This window comes from Nonomuraea antimicrobica (assembly GCF_039536965.1).
Taxonomy (GTDB): domain Bacteria; phylum Actinomycetota; class Actinomycetes; order Streptosporangiales; family Streptosporangiaceae; genus Nonomuraea; species Nonomuraea antimicrobica.
This window is the reverse complement of the sequence record NZ_BAAAZP010000111.1, coordinates 1-22,368: the sequence shown is the minus strand read 5'-3', so window position 1 is coordinate 22,368 and position 22,368 is coordinate 1. Positions and strand designations below refer to the sequence as shown.

19 protein-coding genes are annotated in these 22,368 nt (G+C 72.2%); 9 read left to right on the top strand and 10 right to left on the bottom strand.

The window, feature by feature from the left end; genetic code table 11:
* Nucleotides 1-50: 50 nt before the first annotated feature.
* Nucleotides 51-656, top strand: a complete 606-nt coding sequence (locus ABD844_RS31555) for a Uma2 family endonuclease (protein WP_344886354.1) — start codon at nt 51-53, stop codon at nt 654-656.
* Here ABD844_RS31555 and ABD844_RS31550 read toward each other — a convergent pair.
* Together ABD844_RS31550 and ABD844_RS31545 are read right to left on the bottom strand one after the other, a co-directional pair.
* A complete protein-coding gene (locus ABD844_RS31550) occupies nt 622-2,304 on the bottom strand; it encodes a hydantoinase B/oxoprolinase family protein (protein ID WP_344886352.1) in 1,683 nt (560 codons plus the stop codon). The two genes, ABD844_RS31555 and ABD844_RS31550, sit on opposite strands and share 35 nt — an antisense overlap.
* On the bottom strand, nt 2,301-4,328 hold the full coding sequence (locus ABD844_RS31545) for a hydantoinase/oxoprolinase family protein (RefSeq protein ID WP_344886349.1): 2,028 nt from the start codon (nt 4,326-4,328) through the stop codon (nt 2,301-2,303). The genes ABD844_RS31550 and ABD844_RS31545 overlap by 4 nt, the downstream gene beginning before the upstream one ends.
* A 104-nt stretch (nt 4,329-4,432) precedes the next feature.
* Here ABD844_RS31545 and ABD844_RS31540 point away from each other — a divergent pair, with 104 nt between their 5' ends.
* The 5 genes from ABD844_RS31540 to ABD844_RS31520 all read left to right on the top strand — a co-directional run bounded on the left by ABD844_RS31540 (nt 4,433) and on the right by ABD844_RS31520 (nt 11,399).
* The gene (locus ABD844_RS31540; RefSeq protein ID WP_344886347.1) at nt 4,433-5,896 is read left to right on the top strand and encodes a hypothetical protein; all 1,464 of its coding nucleotides are present in this window, start codon (nt 4,433-4,435) and stop codon (nt 5,894-5,896) included.
* Complete coding sequence (locus ABD844_RS31535) at nt 5,896-7,500, top strand: serine/threonine protein kinase (protein WP_344886345.1); 1,605 nt, start codon at nt 5,896-5,898, stop codon at nt 7,498-7,500. The genes ABD844_RS31540 and ABD844_RS31535 overlap by 1 nt, the downstream gene beginning before the upstream one ends.
* A gap of 142 nt (nt 7,501-7,642) precedes the next feature.
* Nucleotides 7,643-9,718 carry a DUF6421 family protein gene (locus tag ABD844_RS31530; protein WP_344886343.1) on the top strand — a complete coding sequence of 692 codons (2,076 nt, stop codon included), beginning with the start codon at nt 7,643-7,645 and terminating at the stop codon, nt 9,716-9,718.
* Nucleotides 9,715-10,344 carry an SDR family NAD(P)-dependent oxidoreductase gene (locus ABD844_RS31525; RefSeq protein WP_344886341.1) on the top strand — a complete coding sequence of 210 codons (630 nt, stop codon included), beginning with the start codon at nt 9,715-9,717 and terminating at the stop codon, nt 10,342-10,344. The genes ABD844_RS31530 and ABD844_RS31525 overlap by 4 nt, the downstream gene beginning before the upstream one ends.
* Nucleotides 10,341-11,399, top strand: coding sequence for a threonine aldolase family protein (locus ABD844_RS31520; protein ID WP_344886340.1), 1,059 nt, complete (start codon nt 10,341-10,343; stop codon nt 11,397-11,399). The genes ABD844_RS31525 and ABD844_RS31520 overlap by 4 nt, the downstream gene beginning before the upstream one ends.
* Here the strand turns inward: ABD844_RS31520 and ABD844_RS31515 are convergent, their stop codons facing one another.
* The 5 genes from ABD844_RS31515 to ABD844_RS31495 form a co-directional block, all read right to left on the bottom strand.
* A complete protein-coding gene (locus tag ABD844_RS31515; RefSeq protein WP_344886339.1) occupies nt 11,400-11,702 on the bottom strand; it encodes a hypothetical protein in 303 nt (100 codons plus the stop codon). It lies immediately after the preceding gene.
* A gap of 6 nt (nt 11,703-11,708) precedes the next feature.
* Nucleotides 11,709-12,047: a YbaB/EbfC family nucleoid-associated protein gene (locus ABD844_RS31510; protein ID WP_344886337.1), complete on the bottom strand. Its 339-nt coding sequence runs from the start codon at nt 12,045-12,047 to the stop codon at nt 11,709-11,711.
* Between the two features lie 170 nt (nt 12,048-12,217).
* On the bottom strand, nt 12,218-13,327 hold the full coding sequence (locus ABD844_RS31505; protein WP_344886335.1) for a hypothetical protein: 1,110 nt from the start codon (nt 13,325-13,327) through the stop codon (nt 12,218-12,220).
* 125 nt (nt 13,328-13,452) lie between these two features.
* The gene (locus ABD844_RS31500; RefSeq protein ID WP_344886333.1) at nt 13,453-14,853 is read right to left on the bottom strand and encodes a phytoene desaturase family protein; all 1,401 of its coding nucleotides are present in this window, start codon (nt 14,851-14,853) and stop codon (nt 13,453-13,455) included.
* Nucleotides 14,854-14,858: 5 nt separating this feature from the next.
* A complete protein-coding gene (locus ABD844_RS31495) occupies nt 14,859-15,500 on the bottom strand; it encodes a DUF305 domain-containing protein (protein WP_344886331.1) in 642 nt (213 codons plus the stop codon).
* Between the two features lie 133 nt (nt 15,501-15,633).
* On the opposite strand from ABD844_RS31495, the gene ABD844_RS31490 reads away from it, so the two are divergent.
* A complete protein-coding gene (locus ABD844_RS31490; RefSeq protein WP_344886329.1) occupies nt 15,634-16,344 on the top strand; it encodes a thioredoxin-like domain-containing protein in 711 nt (236 codons plus the stop codon).
* 197 nt (nt 16,345-16,541) lie between these two features.
* On the opposite strand, the gene ald is transcribed toward ABD844_RS31490, so the two are convergent.
* Complete coding sequence (gene ald, locus ABD844_RS31485) at nt 16,542-17,657, bottom strand: alanine dehydrogenase (RefSeq protein WP_344886327.1); 1,116 nt, start codon at nt 17,655-17,657, stop codon at nt 16,542-16,544.
* 151 nt (nt 17,658-17,808) lie between these two features.
* On the opposite strand from ald, the gene ABD844_RS31480 reads away from it, so the two are divergent.
* Nucleotides 17,809-18,741, top strand: a complete 933-nt coding sequence (locus ABD844_RS31480; RefSeq protein ID WP_344886325.1) for an excalibur calcium-binding domain-containing protein — start codon at nt 17,809-17,811, stop codon at nt 18,739-18,741.
* A 101-nt stretch (nt 18,742-18,842) separates the two neighbouring features.
* On the opposite strand, the gene ABD844_RS31475 is transcribed toward ABD844_RS31480, so the two are convergent.
* Both ABD844_RS31475 and ABD844_RS31470 read right to left on the bottom strand, forming a co-directional pair.
* Nucleotides 18,843-19,076, bottom strand: a complete 234-nt coding sequence (locus ABD844_RS31475; protein ID WP_344886323.1) for an EF-hand domain-containing protein — start codon at nt 19,074-19,076, stop codon at nt 18,843-18,845.
* 10 nt (nt 19,077-19,086) lie between these two features.
* The gene (locus ABD844_RS31470) at nt 19,087-21,276 is read right to left on the bottom strand and encodes a molybdopterin cofactor-binding domain-containing protein (RefSeq protein WP_344886321.1); all 2,190 of its coding nucleotides are present in this window, start codon (nt 21,274-21,276) and stop codon (nt 19,087-19,089) included.
* A 95-nt stretch (nt 21,277-21,371) separates the two neighbouring features.
* Between ABD844_RS31470 and ABD844_RS31465 the strand changes: the two genes are divergently transcribed.
* Nucleotides 21,372-22,368: PucR family transcriptional regulator ligand-binding domain-containing protein (locus ABD844_RS31465; protein WP_344886319.1), on the top strand; the 997-nt coding region annotated here is incomplete at its 3' end.

Below are 22,368 nucleotides of genomic sequence, written 5' to 3'. Positions count from 1 at the left end.
AGTAGCATGTGGGCGAAGGCGTGACTCCCGATACTGAGTGGGTGACCGCAATGGCGACGATCGAACCGAAGACCGGCACGGCCGCTGAAGAGCCGACCACGAGGCGCACGGTTCTCCCCGGTGCGCCGCCGTTCACTGTCGACGACCTGCTCAAGTTTCCCGACGACGGGAACCGTTACGAGCTCTTCAACGGGAGCCTGCTAGTGAGCCCTGCCCCTTCCCTCCGGCACCAGGACGTGATCTACCTGCTGCACACGATTCTCCAGCGAGCTGCGCCGTCGCAGATGCGGGTGTTCACGACGGTCAACCTTCGCGCGTCCGACAAGGACCTCTTCATTCCAGACCTCGTCGTGGTGCCCATAGAGCGGGCCAAGTCGGTGCGGCTCATGCTCGCGCCCGACGACGTGCTGCTCGCCGTGGAGGTCGTCAGCCCAAGCACCAGGACCCGCGACCGGGCGACCAAAGTGGCGGCATACGCCGAAGCGGGCATTCCCTTGTACTGGCGGGTAGAACTCGACGAGGGACCGACGGTCTACGTCTACGAACTCGACGGGGAGTCCTATCGAGGGCCGGTCCCACACAAGCCCGGCACTACGGCCGTCATCTCGAAGCCCTACCCAGTCAGCTTCGATCCGGCCGACCTGATCGGCTACTGAGTCCGTAGTCGCGGGCTGCGCCTCGCGCCGAGACGCGCCCGGCGTCGAGGTCCGCCAGCACCGCGTCCCGCGCCCGTTCCCCCGGAGGCCCGAGGCCGCCGCCGCCCGTCGTCTCCACGATGAACGCCTCCCCGGCCGCGAACCGCACGTTGTTCACCTTGGACGCCAGCCGCTCCGCCGTCCCGTCCAGGCGCCGCCGGTAGAAGCCGCCCAGCCGCCCCGGCAGGCCGCCCTCGCGCCCCGGAGGGGCCAGCCGCAGCCGGTCGCCCCTGGTGGTGACGTGGCAGTCCGCCAGGAACCGGTACACCGTCCGCGACCCCAGCCCGCCACGGTGACGGCCCGGCCCGCCCGAGTCGGGGATCGTCTCGATCGACTCCACGATCAGCGGGCAGCGGCTCTCCACCGGCTCGGCCTGCGGCACCGAGTTCCGGCCGATCCCGAAGTGCACGCCCGTCGCGTCCGGCCCGTCGAGGCCCCGGCGCGCGCCCACGCCGCCGAAGTCGTACGACAGGTGGATCCAGTACGGCGCACCCACCGCCGCGATCGAGAAGGGCTGCAGGATCCCGCTGGCGGCGATGGCCCGTTCGGGCACCGCGTCCGACAGGGCTTGGAAGACGGCCTCCATGGCGGCATAGATGGGGACGTATCGGCCGCCGCACGGGTACGGGGAGCGGGCGTTGAGCAGGGAGCCCTCCGGCAGGCGCACGTCGACGGCGCGCAGGCAGCCCTCGTTCATGGGGATGGCGGGGTCGAGGAAGCAGCGGATCGCGAAGACGGCGGCGGCCAGCGACTGCGAGGCGGAGGCGTTGACGGCCGCCGGGACCTGCGGGTCCGTACCGGCGAAGTCGAGCACCGCGCGCTCGCCGAGCGTGACGGCCACGCGGACGCGATGCGACCGGCTCAGCTCGATCCCGTCGTCGTCGATCGGGTACTCCGCCTCGTACCGGCCCCTGGGCAGCTCCGCCAGCGCCGCCCGGGTCCTGGCCTCGGTGTGGTCTAGGTAGGCGGCGACGCCGTCGGCCAGGCCGCGCTCGCCGTACTCGGCGATCAGGGACTCCAGCCGGGCGGCGGCCACCGCGGTGCCCGCCACGAGCGCCCGTACGTCGCCGATGACCTTGTCCGGGGTGCGGCTGTTCGCCCTGAGGATGGCCTCGACGGCCGGTTCGAGCCCGTCGCGCGTGGCCAGGCGCACCGGGGGGAGTTGGAGGCCCTCCAGGAAGATGTCCGTGGCCAGCGGGGCCATGCCGCCCGCCGACAGCCCGCCCAGGTCGGAGACGTGGATCATGGTGGCGGTGAAGTACGCCGGGGTCCCGCCGGTGAAGACGGGCCGGTAGACGAGCAGGTCGTTGGTGTGGACGCCGCCCCGGTAGGCGTCGTTGAGCGCGTACACGTCGCCCGGGCGCATGGTGTCCGCCGGGTGGTCCCGCAGCAGCTCGGGGAGGGCGACCTTGAGCGCCATGCTGTTCATGAGCGTGGTGGCCATGGAGTGCGCGATCAGCCGGCCGTCGGCGTCGAGGAGCGCGGCGGAGGCGTCCGAGCCCTCGACGATGAACGTCGAGTACGCCGAGCGCACCACCACGATGCCGGCCTCCTCGGCGGCCACGACCAGCGCGTTCCTGAGCACCTCGGCGGTCAGCGGGTCGGTCATGCGCGCCCTCCCCTGGTGAGGTGCACGGCCAGATCGGGGGCGAGGACGGCGGCCCAGCCTGGCGGCACGACGATCGTGGACTCCGCGTCCTCGACGATCGCGGGGCCGTCGAGGCCGCCCGCCCGGCGCAGGGTGTCCCTGGTGTGCACGGGCACCTCCGCGTACCCGCCGCGCTCGGGGAAGTACGCCCGCCGCGCCCCGACGGGCCCCGACAGGCCGCCGGGAGGGCCCGCCTCGGGGGCGGGCGGGTCGGCCCCGGCCGGCGTGGTCACCCGTACGCGGTAGCTCACCAGCTCCACCCGGCCCCGCTGCGCGATCCCGTAGACCTCCTCGTAGCGGCGGAAGAAACGCGACTCCAGCCGCGCCCTGTCGGGGCTCCACTCCACGGTCAGGTCGTGCGACTGCCCCTGGAAGCGGACGTCCACCGCCCTCGACACCCGCACGCCCGGCCCCGAGAGCGCGATCCCCAGGTCGGCCGCCGCCTCCGCGGCCAGCGCGTCGAAGATCGCCGCAGGGTCCCGCGCGTCCAGGCGCGACAGCACCCGGTCGGTCGACAGCTCCCCCGACAGCAGCCCCAGCGCCGAGGCCACCCCGCAGTACGCGGGCACCGCCACCGTCGCGATCCCGAACCGCCCGGCCACCCGCGCCGCGTGCATCGGCCCCGCCCCGCCGAACGCCACCAGCGTGAAGCCGCGCGGATCGATGCCGCGCTGCACGGTCACCACGTGCACGGCGGAGGCCATCGCGGCACTCACGATCTCGTGCACCGCGTACGCCGCCCGCTCCCGCGACACCCCGAGCGGCTCCGCCAGCCGGTCCAGGGCCTTGCCTGCCGACGCGGGGGACAGCGGGATCGCACCCGCCGACAGGGCCGGCGACAGGTAGCCGAGCACGAGGTTCGCGTCGGTGACGGTCGGCTCGGACCCGCCCAGCCCGTAACAGGCGGGCCCCGGCGCGGCCCCGGCCGAACGCGGGCCCACGCGCAGCGCGCCCGCCGGGTCCAGCCAGGCCACGCTGCCCCCGCCGGCGCCCACCTCCGCCAGGTCGATGGCCGGGGTCTTGATGGGCACGCCCGTGCCCGCCCGCCGCCCGCCGAAGCTGCCCTTGCCCCCGACGTGGAACTCGCGGGTGACCTCCGGCCGCCCGCCGCGCACCACGCACGCCTTGGCGGTCGTGCCGCCCATGTCGAACGAGATCGCGTCCGCGAACCCGGCCCCCGCCGCCGCCAGCACCCCGGCCGCCGGGCCCGACTCGATGGTGGCGACCGCCCGCCGGGCGGCCAGCTCCGCGGAGATGACGCCGCCGCCGGACTCCATGACGTGGACGGGCGCGCGGATCCCCAGCTCCGCCAGCCGCTCCCGCAGCCGCGACAGGTACGAGGCCATCAGCGGTCCGACGTAGGCGGAGACGATCGTGGTCGTGGCGCGTTCGTACTCGCGGATCTCCGGCCAGATCTCCGACGACGCCACCACGTTCGGCACCGTCTCGCGCAGGAGCTGTGCGACCCGCCGCTCGTGGGCCGGGTTGGCGTAGGAGTGCAGGAGGCAGACGGCCGCCGACTCGATGCCGCGGGCGGCGATCACGGCCGCGACGCGGCGTACGGACTCCTCGTCCAGCGGGGTCAGCACCTCCCCGCGCGCCGACACCCGTTCCGTCACCTCGAAGCAGTCGCCGGGGGAGACCGGGGGAGGGGGCGGGGTGAAGCGCAGGTCGTAGCGGTCCTCCTCGACCCGGGCGTAGCGGCCGAGCGGGACGGCCGCGCGGAAGCCCCGCGTGGTGACGTACGCGACGCGGGCGCCCCTGCGTTCGAGCACCGCGTTGGTCGCCAGCGTCGTGGCGTGCACCACCCGCGTGACCTGCGCCGGGTCCCGGTCGCCGAGCGCGCGCGTAACGCCGGCCAGGATGCCCGCGATGGGGTCGTCGGGGGTGCTCGGGCATTTGGCCGCGCAGGTCTCGCCGGACGTGCCGCGAAGGACCACATCGGTGAAGGTGCCGCCGACATCGACGCCGATCACGTAGCCCATCCAGGTACGTTAGTCCCCCGAGCAAGCGCTTGTCTATGAGGTGGTCTATTGACTTACGGCATGCGCTTGGGACCCTGGTCGTAGTCCTTGCGTTTGGAGCGGAGATGGCGCGCCTGACAGCTCTGATCGGCGGCATCGCGGTGACGCTCGCGCTCACCGCCGTGCCGGTCGCGGCGCACGAGCACCCCAGCGGCATCACCGACCTGGTGAGCCCGGCCGTGGTACGGCTGGAGGCCGTGTCCCACGTGGAGATCACCCTGCTCGACCACGTCGGCGAGCTCAAGCATGTGGAGCGGTCCTACGACCTGAAGTTCGGCCAGGGGACGGGGACCGTCGTCAGCCCCGACGGCACGATCGTCACGCTCAGGCGCCTGGCGATCAACCCCGACGACGTCGCCGTCTACGCCGCCAACAAGATCTTCGCCGAGCACCACGACGTGGACATCCCGGCCGACTACGCCAAGCACCGGCTCGACGACGCCGTGCTCGACCGCCACCTCCAGCAGTGCTACACGCCCGAGAGCGACACCGCCACCTGCATCGTCGAGGTCACCACAGAGATCACGGCCTTCCCCAACGTGTCACCGGCCAGCCCCGACGGCTTCAAGGTCAAGTGCATCAAGGCCGGCTCCGGCCCCGACAGCCCCGCCGTGCTGGTGCCGGTGACCCCGGCGGCGGGCGGCGTCGGCATGCCGACCGCGCCGCTCGCCGACAAGATGCCCGAGCAGGAGGGCGCGCCCACCAACGTGGCCGGCTTCCTCGGCCGGCCCGGCCCGAACGTCACGCACACGGTCGAGATCGCCCACCTGGGCAGGGGCGGCGCGGGAGGAGAGGGCGGCCGGCCGTTCGCCGATCCCGAGAAGAAGGTGGACGAGCCGGTCAAACTCGGCGGCCTCGCCGACAAGGGCCTAGCCGGCGCTCCCGTGATCGGCGACAAGGACGGCCACGTCATCGGCCTGCTGGTCGGCGGTGGCAAGGACGGCAGGATGATCGGGGTCCGCGAGGTCACCGGCCTCCTGGCCGCCGCCAAGGTGGTGCCGCGCAGGGGCGCGATCGACACGGCCTTCGAGGCGGCGCTCACCCGCTACCACACCAAGTACTACACCGAGGCCGCGCCCGGCTTCCAGCGCGTCCTCGAGCTCTACCCGGGCAACGTGGTGGCCGCCGCGCTGCTGAAGACCTCACTGGCCAAGCGCGGCGGCCCCGAGGACCAGGGGACCAGACGGCTCGTGAGCGCGCCGGAGCGCTCGACGCCGCTGTGGCCGTTCGTCGTGGCGGCGGTGGTGCTTTTCGCCGTCGCCGCGGGCGGGACGTATCTGCTGTGGCGCCGCCGCACTCCTGAAAGACCGACAGAACCGCCACAGCCGCCGGCGGCCGGCCCGCCGCTCGACGACGGGGCCGACCAGACGGTCGTCGTACGGCGCTCCCAGTCGTTCCCCATGGTCCCGCAGCGACAGCAGGTGATGACGGCACCGGACCCGGCGATCAAGTACTGCACCTCGTGCGGCATGAGACTCGGACCGGCGCACCGCTTCTGCGGCTACTGCGGCCACTCCATCGAGACGTGATGCCATTGAACGAAAGATCGCTCATCGGCCAGGAGGTGGCCGGGTACTACATCGAGGACGTCGTCGGCAAGGGCGGCATGGCCGTCGTCTACCTGGCACTCGACCCGAGGCTGAGCCGCCGGGTGGCACTGAAGATCCTCAACCCGGTGCTCAGCGTCGACGACCGGTTCAGGCAGCGCTTCATCCTGGAGTCCAGGACGGTCGCCAGCATCGAGCACCCCAACATCATCCCCATCTACGAGGCCAACGCCGACGCCGACGGCGTGCTGTACATCTCCATGCGCTACGTCGACGGGCTCGACCTGCGCCGGCTCATCTACGACCGGGGCCCGCTGCCCCTCGGCCAGGCCAACCAGATCTTCGCCCAGGTGGCCGCCGCGCTCGACGCCGCGCACGCGCACGACCTGATCCACCGCGACGTCAAGCCGGCCAACATCCTGCTGGCGGGCGACCACGTCTACCTGACCGACTTCGGCATCACCAAGCACCGCTCCTCGATCTCAGGGCTGACGCAGACCGACCAGTTCATCGGCACTCCCCGCTACATGTCGCCCGAGCAGATCAACAAGGAGCACATCGACGGCCGCTGCGACCAGTACGCGCTGGCCTGCGTGGTCTACGAGGCCCTGTCGGCGCGGCTGCCGTTCCAGCGCGAGAACGACATCGCGCTGCTGTGGGCCCACCTGGCCGAGCAGCCCACACCGCTGTCGCAGGTCAGGCCGGAACTGCCCGCGCAGGTGGACGCCGTCATGATGCGGGCCCTGGCCAAGTCGCCCGAGCAGCGGTACGCGACCTGCGCCGAGTTCGTGACCGCGCTGCGCGAGGTGATCGGCGGGCCGCACTCGGGGCCGTACCCGCTGCGGAACCCCGTGCCGCGGCAGGCCGCCGCCTTCTCCCCGGAGCAGCCCCAGGCGACCACGGGACCGGTCGGGGAGCCCGTGCACCCCACCCGGCCCGCGCAGTCGCCGTCGCGCCCACCCGGTGGCGCTCTTCGGCGGCGGCCGGGGCGGATCGCGATCGTGGCCGCCACGCTGGGGGCCGCCGCGGCGGCGCTCGCGCTGGTGGCGTACATCGTGATGGACCACCGCGGCGACACCTGGGCGCGCTACCGGGCCAGCGCCGCCGCGCCGCTCACGTTCGAGTACCCGGGCGACTGGACGGTCCGCACCCACCAGGACCTCTTCGCCGTGGCCTCCCCGCACGCCCCCGAGTTCGAACAGCTCTTCGTGGCCGGGCCGGGGGCCGACTGGACGCGGGTCGCCGAGATCGTCGCCGACGACCCCGGCAGCGCCTCCGGCGTGTACGTCCAGGTCTCCGACACCCTCGACGCCAACGGCACCTCCGAGCTGATGAAGGCCAAGATGGAGGCGCTGCTGCCCGGCGAGGTGGACCTCGGCAGGCCCGTCCCCGACCAGGCGGGCAACAGCCCGGCCACCCGCTTCGACGGCTCCCTGCACGACCCCGGCTCCGGCGCCCGGCTCGGCTTCGTGAGCTACGTCATCGACCGCGAGCCCAAGACCATGCTCGTCATGTACTTCTGCGCCAAGACCACCTGCGACGACGCCGCCCAGACCCGCATCAGGCAGAGCGTTCACGTGTCGTGACGCGGCACTGACGTGTGCCCGGCTCGCGCGCCCGCGTCGACGCCGCTTCACCTGCTTCCCATGGCTCGGGAGGGTTTGGTGGTCCACACCCCAACCGTGTGTATATTTTTCATCAGAAGGCGGTAGAAACAGGAGATATTCCATGCGATCGTTCCCGCGAGTGCTGTTCGACGAGGCGCACAGCGAGTCCTGGACTGTCAGGCGCGAGCTGGCGGAGGCCATCAACCCGGCCCATCCCGACGACAACAGCTACGCCCGCGCGGCCAGGCTGCTGCGGCACCTCGGGCACACGGTCGCCGTCCACACGTCGGGCCCGCTCGACCCCGAGACGCTCGCCGGCCAGGACGTCCTGGTGATCGCGCACCCGTCGGGGCAGCGCTGGGAGCGGACCACCGGGCAGGGCAGCCCAGTCTTCGGCGCCGCCGAGCTGGACGCGATCACCTCGTTCGTCGCCGACGGCGGCGGGCTCGTGGTCCTGGCCGAGGAGGAGCAGGACAAGTACGGCAACAACCTCAACGAGCTGCTCGCCCGCTTCGGGGTGTTCGTCGAGCACGCCACCGTACGCGACCCGGGGCACGCCCACCGGGGCGTCGCCACCTGGGTGCTGGGGGAACGTTCCACCGGCTCCGGCCTGCTCGCCGGGGTGCACACGGCCTGCTTCTACCGCTCGGGCACCCTGGTCGCGGACGGGGCGACCGTGTTGTTCCGCACCTCGGCGGCGGCCGACCCGGCGGGCGCCCCGCTGGCCGTCGCCCTCCGGCACGGCCGGGGCCGCGTGGTCGTCTTCGCCGACTCCGACCTGTTCGGCGACGACTCGATCGACGACCACGACCACCGCGCCCTCTGGGGCAACGTGATCACCTGGGCCGCCAGGATCCCCGGCGCCCGCACCGGCCCCGAGTCGCGGAACGGGGCGCGTCACGAGGCGACGGCGCGGGCGTTCGCGCGGCTCAAGGCGGTCGTGGAGGAGTTGCGGCCGCTCCAGGTCAAGGACGGCTCCGTGCCGGAGGAGTCCAAGGAGCGGGCCGGGACGCTGGTCGCGGAGATCGCCGACCGCGTGAGCGACATCTCCGGACACTTCCCGCACGACGCGGCCTACCTCCAGGCCGTCCAGTACGACCTCGCCAAATGGGCCGCCCAGGGCCTCGGCGTGCCCGACTTCCTCGACTCGCTCGACCTGTTCCATCCCGACACCCAGCGCCAGGACGGCCTGGAGCACGTCGTGGTCTTCCCCATGTACACCCAGAACGGCAACCCTGACCGCAACATCGAGGCCGTCTGGATCCGGACGATCTGGCCCGACTGGCTCGCCGAGCTGGAGGCGGGCGGCTACGACAACCCGATGTTCGTGCCGATCGCGTTCGAGGACTTCACCTCCGGCTACGACACGCACTCGGCCGTGCTGTTCCCCGAGACGGTCGCCGTGCGCCAGGCGCCCGCGCGGTTCACCTGGGGCGGCATCTTCGCCGACCGCGAGGCCGCCCGGTTCCGCCGGGTCTCCAGGGCCGCCACCGAGACGCTCAAGCTCGACCTGCCGCCGGACGCCGAGCGGCTGCTGGAGTCGCAGCGGCTCGCGCAGGACACGTTCGTGCTGTGGGACCTGGTGCACGACCGTACGCACAGCCACGGTGACCTGCCGTTCGACCCGTTCATGATCAAGCAGCGGATGCCGTACTGGCTGTACTCGCTGGAGGAGCTGCGCTGCGACCTGACGGCGTTCTGCGAGGCCGTCGAGCTGGAGGCGCGGGGGGTGCCGCACGCCCGGTACGTGCAGCACGCGATCCTGTTCGACCGGCTGTTCAGGTTCCCGATCAGCGGGGAGCGGGTGCGGAACTACGACGGGCTCGGCGGGCAGCTCCTGTTCGCCTACCTGCACCGCAACGACGTCGTGCGGTGGACCGACAACCGGCTCACGATCGAGTGGGAGCGGGTCGCCGACGGCGTGGCCGACCTGCGCGGTGAGGTCGAGAAGCTCTACCGCGACAGCATCGACAGGTCCAAGCTGGCCCACTGGCTGGCGGCGTACGAGCTGGTCAGCACGTACGTGGCCGCGCACCCCGCGTCCACCTGGGCCAAGGGGATCCAGGCGCTGCCGGAGGAGCAGAAGGCCAAGGTGGACGCGGTGCTGCCGGACGAGTTCCCTCTGAGCATGTTCTACGAGGCGCTGCGCCGTAAGCTGGCCGATGTCGTCGAATCGACTAGGGGACTCCGCGCATGATCATTCTGGTTACCGGGGCCGGCGGGCCGACAGGTCAGGCCGTCTCCGGATATTTCCGGAAACTTGGGCACACCGTGATCGGCGTCGACAAGCAGGACGTCGACCTGCTCGACCGCGCCGCCGTACAGGACCTGGCCGCCCGCATCGATCGCGAGCACGGCCGCGTCGACGGCGTGGTGCACCTGGTGGGCGGCTGGCGCGGGTCGGGCTCGTTCGCCGAGACCAGCCTCGACGACTGGAACCTCCTGCACGACCTGTTGATCCGCACCCTCCAGCACGTCTCGCTGGCCTTCGAGCCGCTGCTGCGCCGCAGCGAGAACGGCCGCTTCGTGATCGTCTCGGCCAAGGCGGCCCAGTCCCCGTCCGCGGGCGGCGCCGCCTACGCGGCGGCCAAGGCCGCGGCGGAGGCGTGGACGCTCTCCCTGGCCGACGCGCTCGCCGGCACCGGCGGCGCGGCGACCATCCTCGTGGTCAAGGCCCTGGTCAACGACGCCATGCGGGCCGACAGGCCCGAGGCCAGGTTCCCCGGCTTCACCGACGTCAACGACCTGGCCGCGGCCATCGGCGGCCTCTACGACCGACCGGCGGCACAGATCAACGGCACGCGATTGGACCTCACTTCTTGATTCCCCGGCACGACCCCCGGCTCAGGGCCTTCGCCAGCGACAACTACGCCGGCGTGCACCCCGAGATCCTCCAGGCCATCGCCGCCGCCAACGGGGGCCACCAGATCCCCTACGGCGACGACGTCTACACCGAGGCCCTTCAGGAGGTCTTCCAGCGGCACTTCGGCGCGCGGGCGCGGGCGTGGCCGGTGTTCAACGGCACCGCCGCCAACGTCGTCTCCCTGCGTTCCATGACCGCCCAGTGGGAGGCGGTCATCTGCGCCGAGAGCGCCCACATCAACACCGACGAGGGCGGCGCGCCCGAGGTGGTCGGCGGCATCAAGCTGCTGACCGTCCCCACGCCCGACGGCAAGCTCACGCCCGAGCTGATCGACCGGCAGGCGTGGGGGTTCGGCGACGTGCACCGGGCCCAGCCCAAGGTGGTCTCGATCTCCAACAGCACCGAGCTGGGCACCCTCTACACCCCCGGCGAGGTCGCCGCGATCTGCGCGCACGCCCACGAGCTGGGCCTGCTCGTCCACGTCGACGGCTCCCGCCTGACCAACGCCGCCGCCGCGCTCGACGTCCCGATGCGGGCGCTGACCACCGACGCGGGCGTCGACGTGCTCTCCTTCGGCGGCACGAAGATCGGCCTGCTGTACGGCGAGGCGGTCGTCGTGCTCAACCCGGACGCGGCCACCGGGGTCGAGTACCTGCGCAAGACGTTCATGCAGTTGTCGTCGAAGATGCGCTTCGTGTCGGTGCAGTTCGAGGCGCTGCTGTCGGGCGACCTGTGGCTGCGCAACGCCCGCCGGGCCAACGCGATGGCGCGGCGGCTGGCCGACGCGCTGCGGGACATCCCAGGCGTGCGGCCGGTCCGGCCGGTCGAGGCCAACGCCGTCTTCGTCGTCCTGCCGGTCGAGGTCGCCGAGCGGCTGCGCAAGCGGTACCGGTTCTACACCTGGAACGAGGCCACGGGGGAGGTGCGCTGGATGTGCGCGTTCGACACGGCCGAGGAGGACGTCGACGCCTTCGCCGCCGCCCTGGCCGAGGAACTGGCCGAGCCGTCCCCCTGATCAGCCGTCGTCGCCGACGACCGTCTCGTTCGCCGCCTCGGCCTGCTCCTTCGTGGCCACCATCGCGGCCTGGCCGTCTCCCGTCCGGCCGAGCTGGGCGTACGTCTCCGCGGAGCCGCCTGCCAGCGCGGCGACGAACCCCTGGTAGGGACCGGCGAACTCCGGATACGGCAACGGGTTCGCGCCGCCCAACTGCGTCAGCAGCTCCTCGTGGGACTGCCCGTGCTCGTCGGCCAGCGTACGGAATCTCTGGCCGGACGCCCGCTGGCCGGCCACGTCCCAGGTGATCTCATCGTTCGCCAAAGCGGCTCACCCCTCATCCAGGCGGCGAAGCGTCTCATCGAGGCGGGACGTCAACTGGGCGAAGTCGCGGGCCGCCTGCGCCTCCAGGTCGTCCAGCCGGTGCACGAACTCCTTCAGATCGGGCGGCTCGGGCGGCTCGGCCGGCTTGTCGAGCCTGCTCAGCCGGTCCTGCTGCGCCGCCCGTACGGCGGAGACGACGTGGTCCGCCAGGTCGTGAGAGCCGAACCGCATCGCCCGCGCGTCCAGCCGCAGCCCGGCCAGCAGCCCGTCCGCACCTACGCTGGCCCGCACCAGACCGTCGGCGGCCTCTCCGTCGCCTGTCGGCTCTGGATCGTTGGCGGCCATAACTTCACTCCAGTCCCAAAAGTCACTTGTGACGCATCGGAGCTATTAAACCGCTGGCTTGCGGGGTCTGACCACCGATGATGACGATTGCGTCGTGCGAGGCGAAGGCGGCGGATCGTCGGGGCGCCGGGCGGGCTCGAATCGGCTGTCGCCCGCCGCCGAGGCCGGAGTCAGAGTGGGTACATGGGCAGGATCTCGTAGTTGCCGCGGAGGTCCTGGCGGGCGAGCCAGGCCCGGTCCAGCATCTCGCGGCGGCGCAGGGCCTGCTCGTTCAGGATGCCTTGTAGATCGTCCAGCTCTCTGGTGCTCACCCCTCTCGTCCCGGCGAGATTCAGCCCTTCGTTCACCCGGTGGCCGGCTTCACGAAGTTGTCCGACGACAACATGTCCGCTGAGGCGCGACTCGATCTGCTCCACCCGCTGGGCCTGCTGAGAGAGATGCCATCTGCTCATGTCGTCCAGCAAGGGGTGGTTGGCCAGGCCGCGGTCGGTGGACAAGAGCCGGGCGCGGGTGCCCGCGTCGATCCGTCCGCGGGCGTAGGCTTCGTCGGCCGCGGCGGCGATCTTGCGCTTGGCCTCTGCCACGTACGTCTCGACCTGCTTCAGCGTGGTCTCGTGCCGGTTCAGGGTCGAGGCGACGCGGCCCGCCGCGATCCTGGCGTGCCCAGCCTTCGTGTGTACGGCCATGCTGTTGTACGCCTGCTGCCTGATCTGCTGCTGTTCGGTCTTCAGCCGGGATCCGGCCGCGATCCGTCGTTGTTCCGCGGCCAGTGCGTCGCCGGCGCGTTGCCTGGCCGAAGTCCCGCGCAAGCGCTCGGTCAGTTGGGTGAAGAGGCGGCCGATGGACTGCATGGCGGTGCGGATCCACTGTTGCGCCCGCTGGCCGAACTGCCGCAGCCGCGGTATCAGGAGGGCCCGGGTATGTGGGAAGGCGAGCGCCAGGCCCGCGAGGCCGGCCAGCCCGACGATCAGCCCGCCGGCCCACTTGATCGTGGTCTGCGTGACCTGCAGCACGCTCGCCGCCACCGAGGTGACGAGCGCACGGGTGGCGGCGCCGACGAGCACACCGGACTTCCCCGCGACGTGCTCGTCCAGCGCGTCCTGCGCCCGGCCGGCATTGTGCTCGGCGAGCCGGTGGGCCTGCGTGCCCGCGTCGCTCACCGCCCGCTGCGCGCGCACCGTCCATTCCAGGACACCGGACTGACGTTCGAGCTCCGCCGTCTCCGGGGGGCGCGGGACTCCCAAGGCGCCGAAGCCGAGAGCCTCCAGCTCAGCAGTCATGGTCGTACACCGCTCCAGTCTCGGAAGTCAGGGGTGACACATCGGGGACAATTAAACCGCCGACCGGCGCCTTCTGACCACCGTCGCACGGTCTGTCCCCGGACGCGGGGCTCGGCGCCCGGCCGTCAGCGGGAGCGCAGCGCGAGGCGGGCCGCCTGCCAGCCGCCCACGCCGTGCGCCCCCGGCCCCGGTGGCGTCGAGGACGAGCAGAGGAACACCCCCGGCAGCGGCGTGCGCCACGGGGCGGGCGACCAGACCGGACGGCGGACGAACTGCCCCAGGCTGGTCAGCCCGCCCCCGATGTCGCCGCCCACCAGGTTGGGATTGGCCGCCTCCAGCTCGGCCGGCCCCATCGCGTGCCTGGCCAGCACCCGGTCGCGGAACCCGGGGGCGTACCGCTCGATCTGGGTCTCGACGGCGTCGGTCATGTCGACCGGCGAGCCGTTGGGGACGTGGCAGTAGGCCCACAGGGTGTGCCCGCCCCGCTCCGGGTCGGCCGCGTACGGCTGCACGAGCAGCACGTACGGGCGGGGCGAGTGCCGCCCTGCGGTCGTCTCGGCCTCGCTGAGCACGATCTCCTCCAGCGTCCCGCCCAGGTGCACCGTGCCCGCCCCGGCGACCGCCGGGTCACGCCACGGCACGGGCCCGTCGAGCGCCCAGTCGAGCTTGAACACGCCCGGCCCGTAGCGGTAACGCTCGAGCCCTCGCCGGTAGCCCGACGGCCAGTCGGCCATCGCGAGCAACTGCCGGGGCGTCACGTCGAGCACCACGATCGGCGCGTCCAGCTCCGCCAGCCTGCGCACCCGGTGCCCGGTCACCGCCTGCCCGCCCAGCGACCTCAGCTCGGCCACGAGCGCGTCGGCCAGCACCTGCGAACCGCCGCGTACGAGCGGCCAGCCCACCAGATGGGCCAGCGCCCCCAGCATCAGCCCGTAGCCGGTCGTGAGGGGGGAGCGAAGGTCGAGCATCGAGTGGGCGGCCAGGCCCGCGATCAGCGCGCGCCCCTCCACGGTGCGCAGCGCCCGCCTGGCGAACGTCGTGGCGGGCAGCGCCGCCGCCGCCCCGAACCTGGCGGCCTGCGCGAACGCCCGCGGTGACGCCCGCCACGGCCCCAGCGGCTTGAGCAGCAGGTCGACCAGCGGGAACCCGGCACGGGCCGCGGCCCCCGCGGTGGCCAGCCAGACGGCACCGTCACGCCCGAGCCCCTCCGCGGTATGCCCCGCGTCGCGGTGCACCAGCACCGCAGGACGGTCGTCGAGCGGATGCGCCGCGGCCACCGGAGGATGGGCGAACTCGACCCCCTTGAGCCCGAGCCCGCGGAACGCCGGGGAGGCCAGCGCCATCGCCATCACCGTCGCGCCCAGGTCGTGGACGCGGCCGGGCAACGTCAGCTCACCCGACCTCAGCGCGCCCCCGAAGCCGTCGGCCGCCTCCAGCAGCAGCACCTCGCACCCGGCGCGGGCCAGCATGACGGCGGCGACCAGGCCGTTGGGCCCCGACCCCACCACGACCGCGTCGGCGCCCATGGCCCCTACTGGCTCTTCATGATCGACGGGTAGGGCTGCGCGCCCCGCAGCCTGAGCAACTCGGTCATCAGCTTGATCTCACCGCTCTGCCCGCTGACGATCTTCTGTGCCATGCTGACGACCTCGGGGCGGGTGGACAGCTTGAGCAGCCCCTCGGCCATCTGCACGCCGCCCTCGTGGTGGCGGATCATGAGCTGCAGGAAGAGCACCTCGGCCTGCTCGCCCTGCGCGTCCTTGAGCCGGGTCAGCTCCTGCGGCGTGGCCATGCCGGGCATGGCGCCCGACGTGGCGGCCGCCGCGGCGAGCCCGGGAGCGGCGGCGCCGTGGCCGTGGCCGCTCATCCAGGCCATCGTCGGCTGGTCGGTCGCCTGGCCCAGCTCCCACTGCTGCAGCCAGCCCAGGAACATGCCGCGCTGGTTGGCCTGGGTGTTGATGATGTCGAAGGCCAGGTTTCTGATCTCAGCGGCGGGGCCTTTGTCCCTGATCGTGAATGCCATGTCGACGGCCTGCGCGTGGTGCGTGGCCATGTCGCGGGCGAAACCGGCCTCCGGCGAGGTGTCGCCGGGCGTGCCGCCGCGGCCGAACAACAGGAACGCGGCCACGGCGAGCACCAGCACGCCGCAGCCGATCAGAATCGGGTTCCTCACGGGTTTTTCCATGGCCCGTCCAGCGTACCCACCTGGGGCGTGATCCGTGATCCGACGCTTATGCCGCGCTTATTCTCCGCATACGCCCGTAGGGCATAGGGTGACCCGGAGTTGGTACGCCGATGGAGGAACGATGACGAAGGAGAAGTCGCAGGCGCGGCGCGAGCATCTGCAGAAGATGCGGGCCGAGCAGCGGCGCAAACAACGCCGCGCCGCGCTGCTCATGTGGGGGACGGGCGGGCTCATCATCGTGGTGCTCGTCGGCGTGGTCGGCTTCTACCTGATCAAGGAGGCCAGGGAGACCTCGCTCGACGCGGTGAGCAGCGTCAAGTACGACGCGGGCCAGCACGTGTGGAACACGGTCACCTACAAGGAGTCGCCGCCGGTGGGCGGCGAGCACAACAACTACTGGCAGCAGTGCGCGATCTACGACAAGCCGATCCACAGTGAGCACGCCGTGCACTCGCTGGAGCACGGCGCCGTCTGGATCACCTACCGGCCCGACCTGCCCAAGGCCCAGATCGACCAGCTCAAGGAGGTCGCGGGCTCGACGGGGCAGCAGGACTACATGCTGATGAGTCCCTTCCCCAACCTGTCCTCGCCAGTCGTGGTCTCCTCCTGGGGCCACCAGCTCAAGCTGACCGATCCGCAGGACCCGAAGCTCGGGGCGTTCATCAAGCGTTACCAGAACGGCGCCGACACGCCCGAGCCGGGCGCGACGTGTGGCGGCGAGCAGGCGGTCACGACGACGGCCGACCAGGCCCCGCTGCCGCCGGAGCCCACCGACCAGCAGCAGGCGCCGATGGAGACGACCTCCCCCTCGCCCAGCCAGCAGCAGCAGTGATGAGAGCCTCAGGGCCCCGCCCCCGCAGGGCCCTGAGGCACTTACCGGAAGGTCGTTCAGACGTCGGCGTCCAGGTCGTCGAAGTTGCGCCCCGCGCTCGCGCGGAAGTTCGGCTGCGACATCACCCCTCCGATCGCTACGGTAAGTAGCTGACTGTTACTTACCGTAACTTGGCGGGTGGGGAACCGACAACGGGCTCAGCCGAGTACTTCCTGCGGCCGGGTCCACTCCAGGCCGTGCGCCTGTGCCACCGGGCCACTCGTCAACCGGCCCTCATGGGTGCTCAGACCGTGCGCCAGGGCCGGGTCCTCGCGCATCGCGCGCTGCCAGCCCCGGTCGGCGATGGCCAGCGCGTACGGGAGCGTCACGTTCGTCAGGGCGAACGTCGAGGTGTGCGGCACGGCGCCGGGCATGTTGGCCACGCAGTAGAAGACCGAGTCGTGCACCCGGTACGTCGGCTCCTCGTGCGTGGTCGGCCGGGAGTCCTCGAAGCAGCCGCCCTGGTCGATCGAGATGTCCACCAGCACCGAGCCCGGCTTCATGCGGCTGACCAGGTCGTTGCTCACCAGCTCAGGAGCCCGCGCGCCGGGCACCAGCACCGCGCCGATGACCAGGTCGGCCGCCAGCACCGCCCGCTCGATCTCCAGCGTGTTGGACGCGACCGTCCGACAGTGCCCCTGGTAGATCAGGTCCGCCTGGCGCAGCTTGTCGATGTTCTTGTCGAGGAGCACCACCTCGGCCTGCATGCCGAGGGCGATGGCGGCGGCGTTCATGCCGGAGACGCCGGCCCCGATCACGACGACGTGCGCGGCGTACACGCCCGGCACGCCGCCCATCAGGACGCCCCTGCCGCCCGTCGAGCGCATCAGGTGGTAGGCGCCCACCTGCGGTGCGAGCCGCCCCGCCACCTCCGACATGGGGGCGAGCAGGGGCAGCGCGCCGCCGGGGGTCTGCACGGTCTCGTACGCGATGGAGGTGCAGCCCGAGTCGAGCAGCGCCCGCGTGCAGGCGCGGGAGGCGGCCAGATGCAGGTACGTGAACAGCACCAGCCCCTTGCGCAGCCGGTGGTACTCCTCCGCCATCGGCTCCTTGACCTTCATCACCAGGTCGGCCACGCCCCACAGCTCGTCGGCCGCGGGGACCATGACGGCTCCTGCGGCGGTGAAGTAGGCGTCGGGGATCGAGGAGCCCTCGCCCGCGTCGCGCTCGACGAAGACCCGATGGCCGTGGCGTACCAGCTCGTGGACCCCGGCCGGGGTCAGCGCGACCCGGTATTCGCTGTTCTTGACCTCGCGGGGCACACCGATGTCCATGCTGCCAACTCTTCCCGGCGGACGGACGATCCTTACCTCATTCTTCCTCTCATCTCACGGTTGAGTGAGGATTGTCCGGCTGATTACCCCGCCGTGGCCTGTCCTCGATAGGCTCACCGGCAGTCCGAACGTCAGGATGGGATCATCATCGATGGACAAGCCGGAAGAGCCGCTGCCGCAGGCGGACCCGGAGGAGCCGAGGGCCAGCAGACTCACCACCATCGTGCTGATCGTCTCGCTCGTCCTCGTCGTGCTCGTCGCAGGTGTGCTGGGCACGGTCGCCGTCTTGATGACCAGGAGCCCCGACGCGCCGCTGCTGGGCGGCCCGCCCCCGCGCTATCTCGACGTGCCGATCCACTTCGCGCCGGTCAAGGAGACCAAGCCCGCGCCCTGCCCGGGTGACCCGGCCGTGCTCGACGCCGATCAGGCGACCTGCTACCTGCTCGAAAACGGCGTCACGATCGGCGCCGTGCAGCAGGTCGAGCCGCTGCGCGAGCGCGACGGGCAATACTCCGTGCGCATCGCGGTCGCGCCGGCGTTCAAGCAGCGGCTGGTCGACCTGATCGACGAGATGGCGCCCGACGGGCGCGCGGTGGCGATCGTGCTGGCGCCCGAGCAGGCCGACCAGCCCAAGACCGTGCTGGCCGCGCCCATCGTCACCCAGCCGATGGACGGCGACAGCGTGAGCATCGCCGGCTTCACCAAGGAGGAGGCCGACGCGCTGGTGGCGCGCCTGGTCGGCAGCCCGCCCGGCGCCACCCCCGGCGCGTCGGGGGCACCTGCCCAGCCCTCCACCGGGTCCACCACTGCGCCCACCACTGGGCCCACCACTGGGACGGGCGGCCAGACCACCGCGCCAGACCTGACCACGACCGGCGGCCCCGCGGGCACGGCCCCCGCGACGGGCGGCACGGCCCCCGCGACGGGCGGCGGGCAGCGGCCCCTCGACCAGCGGTACGCGAGCTGCAAGGAGGCCGTGGACGCGGGCGACGGGCCCTACTACAAGGGCACGCACGAGGAATACACCTGGTATCCCGACGTCGACCGCAACAACGTGGCCTGCAACCCCGGCGACATCCGCTGATCGGGATCGGGGCGAGGAATGGGGCCGGGCTCCGGCGAACCCGGCGTTCCCCTCTCGTGACCAGGGGGAACGCCGGATGGCCTACCCGGCAGGGGTGAGGCTCACGCCTTCTGGTGGCGGCCCCGGCCCACCAGGGCGACGAACTCCTCGAGCTTGATCGTCCCGTCGCCGTCGCTGTCGGCCGCCGCGATGAACGCCTCGACCTCGCTCTCGGAGGCCCCCTGCCCGCCCAGCGCCTCGTTGGCCTTCCTGATCTCGTCGGCGGTCAGCAGCCCGTCGCCGTCGGTGTCGAAGCGCCTGAACTCCGTCTCGGCCGCCTCGTGCGTGCTTGCCATCGGATGCCCCCTAAGTCGAACTCTCGTCGAACGTTCCGGTCTCGGACAAGGCGATATCTTCCGGCCTCATCGGAACACGAGTCAACCGAAGCCCGGTGGCCGCTCTCACGGCGGCGGCGATGGCGGGGGTGGAGGAGAGCGTGGGGGGCTCACCGGCTCCGCGCAGCCCGTACGGGGCCGCCGGGTCCGGATTTTCGAGGATCTCCAGCTTCATGGGCGGCATGTCGAGGATGGTGGGGATGAGGTAGTCGGTGAACGACGGGTTCAGCACCAGGCCGTCGCGGACCTGGATCTCCTCCATCAGCGCCAGCCCGAGCCCCTGGGCGGAGCCGCCGTGGATCTGGCCCTCCAGCGCCTGCGGGTTCATGATCCGCCCGACGTCCTGCACCGCCGCCAGCTCGATCACCTTCACCAGGCCCAGCTCCACGTCCACGTCCACGACGGCGCGGTGCACGCACAGCGCGAGCTGGGTGTGCGAGTCGCCCTGCCCGGTGCGCGGATCGAGCGGGTACGTGGGCCGGTGCCGGTATTCGCGCGTCTCCTCGATCGGCCCGAAGCGCTCCAGCGCCTCCCTGACCGGCAACCCCTCGAACCGTTCGCGCACGGCCTCACAGGCGGCCCTGACCGCGCCCCCGGTCACGTACGACTGCCGGGAGGCCGAGGAGGAGCCCGAGGAGCCGACCGAGGTGTCGGCGGTGGCCACGGTGACGTCGGCGACGCCCAGCTCCGTACGCGCGATCTGGGCCTGGAGCGTCACCAGGCCCTGGCCCACCTCGGCCGCCGCCGTGTGCACGGTCACGTGCGGCTCGCCGCCGACCAGTTCGGCCCGCACGCGCGCCGTGGAGTAGTCGTCGAACCCCTCGGAGTAGCAGATGTTCTTGATGCCGACGCCGTAGCCGACGCCCCGGCGGACGGACTCGCCGTGCGTGGTCTGGGACACCCCGCCGGGCAGCCCCCGCAGGTCGCGGCCTGGGCCCTCGGAGGGCAGCGGCATGGCCTCCAGCCGGTGCAACATCTCGGCCAGCGGGGCAGGGGAGTCGATCACCTGCCCGGTGATCAGGCGGGAGCCCTGGGAGACGGCGTTGCGTACCCGGATCTCCACCGGCGACAGGCCGCACGCCTCGGCCAGGCGGTCCATCTGCGACTCGTAGGCGTAACACGCCTGCACCGCGCCGAAGCCGCGCATCGCGCCGCAGGGCGGGTTGTTGGTGTAGACGCCGATGGCGTCCACACGCACGTTGGGCACCTCGTACGGGCCCGCCCCCAGCGAGGCCGCGTTGCCCACGACGGCGGGGGAGGAGGAGCAGTACGCGCCGCCGTCCAGCAGGATGTCGGCCTTGACGTAGACGAGCCGGCCGTCGCGGGTGGCGCCGTGCTCGTAGCGCATCACGGCCGGGTGGCGGTGCACGTGCCCGAAGAACGACTCCTCCCGGCCATAGACGATCTTGACGGGACGGTTCAGGCGCAGGGCCAGCATGCAGGCGTGGACCTGCATCGACAGATCCTCCCTGGCGCCGAACGCGCCGCCGACGCCCGACAGCGTCAGGCGTACCTTGTCCTGTGGCAGGCCCAGGCAGGGCGCGAGCTGGTCGCGGTCGACGTGCAGCCACTGGGTGGCGATGTACAGGTCGACGCCGCCGTCCTCGGCGGGCACCGCCAGGCCCGACTCCGGGCCCAGGAACGCCTGGTCCTGCATGCCGACCTCGTACTCGCCGCGCACCACGACCTCGGCCTCGAACGTCTCGCCGCGGCGTACCGGCTGGTGGCGGACGAAGTGCTGCGACAGGCGGGGGTCGGTGACGGCCTGGCGGGGCTCGTACTCGACCACGATGGCCGCGGCGGCCCGGCGGGCCGTCTCCGGATGGTCGGCGGCCACCACCGCCACCGGCTCGCCCTGGTAACGGACCTCGTCGATGGCCAGCACCGGCTGGTCGAGGCGATCCAGGCCGTAGAACTTCGTGCCCGGCACGTCCTCGTGGGTCAGCACCGTCAGCACGCCCGGCAGCTTCAGCGCGGGGCCGACGTCGATCGAGCGGATCCACGCCGACGGATGCGGGCTGCGCAGCGTCGCCCCCCACACCATGCCGTCCAGCCACAGGTCGGAGGCGTAGGCGAACTCGCCGGTCACCTTGAGCGTGGCGTCGGGCCGCCGCGCGCTCTGCCCGACCCCGTGCAGGATCGTGTCCGCCGTCTGCGTCATCTTCCGAGTAGAGCACCGGCCGGACCGCCCGTCCTATGCGCCCGACGTGAAATCCCGGTCAGCGGTTGCCCTGCCGGGCTTGTATATTCCTCCAAGTGCGCATTTCCGACCTGCTGGCCATCGACGAGCTGCGCCTGACCCTGCTCACCGGCGACCCGGCCCGTGAGTTCGGCAGGGTCACCGTCACCGACCTGCCCGACCCCGGCCGCTACCTGAGCGGGGGCGAGCTGGTGCTGACCGGGCTGATGTGGTGGCAGGCGCCCAGCGACTCGGCCCGGTTCGTGTCCGCGCTGGCCGAGGCGGGGGTCGCCGCGCTCGGCGCCGGGCACGCCCGGCTCGGCCACGTACCCGCCGACCTGGTGGCCGCCTGCCGGGCCGCGGGCCTGCCGCTGGTGGAGGTGCCGGTCGAGGTCTCCTTCAGCACGCTGGCCGAGCGGGTCGTGCGGCGGCTGTCCGGCGACGTACGCGACGTGCTCGGCAGCCACCGCCGGCTGGTCTCGGCCATCGCCGAGGGCGCCGACCTGCGCGAGCTGTTCGAGCTGACCGCCGCCGAGCTGGGCGTCACCGGCGCCGTCGTGTCCGCCTCCGGCGAGGTGATCGTGGGCGCGGCCGACGACCCGGTACGCCTGGCCACGGCCTACCTGACGGCGTCCCGGCTGCCGGTCAGGGTCGGCGGGCACGTCGGCGGGCACGTCGGCGGGCACACCGTCTTCGCGGTCGGGCGCGGCCACCGGGCCGCGGGCTGGGCACTGGCCTGCGACGGCGACCTCACCGACCGGGCCGACCTCGGCCACGAGCTGGCCGCCTGCGTGGGCCTCGAACGCAGCCGCATCGAGGAGGGCCGCCGGGTCGAGCGCCGCCTGGCCGAGCAGCTCGTCGTGGCCGCGCTGGTCGAGGCCGTCGCCGCCGAGCTGAACGCCCGGCTGCTCACGTGCGGCATCGACGCGGTGGAGCCGTACGCGGTGGTGAGCGCCACCGCGCCCCGGCCGGGCGCCACCCGCGGCCCCGACCCCGCCACGCTCGGCGGCCAGGTCGTGGAGGAGCTGCTCGGCCGCGAGGTCGTGGCGGCGGCCGGCGACGACGGCGTAGTGG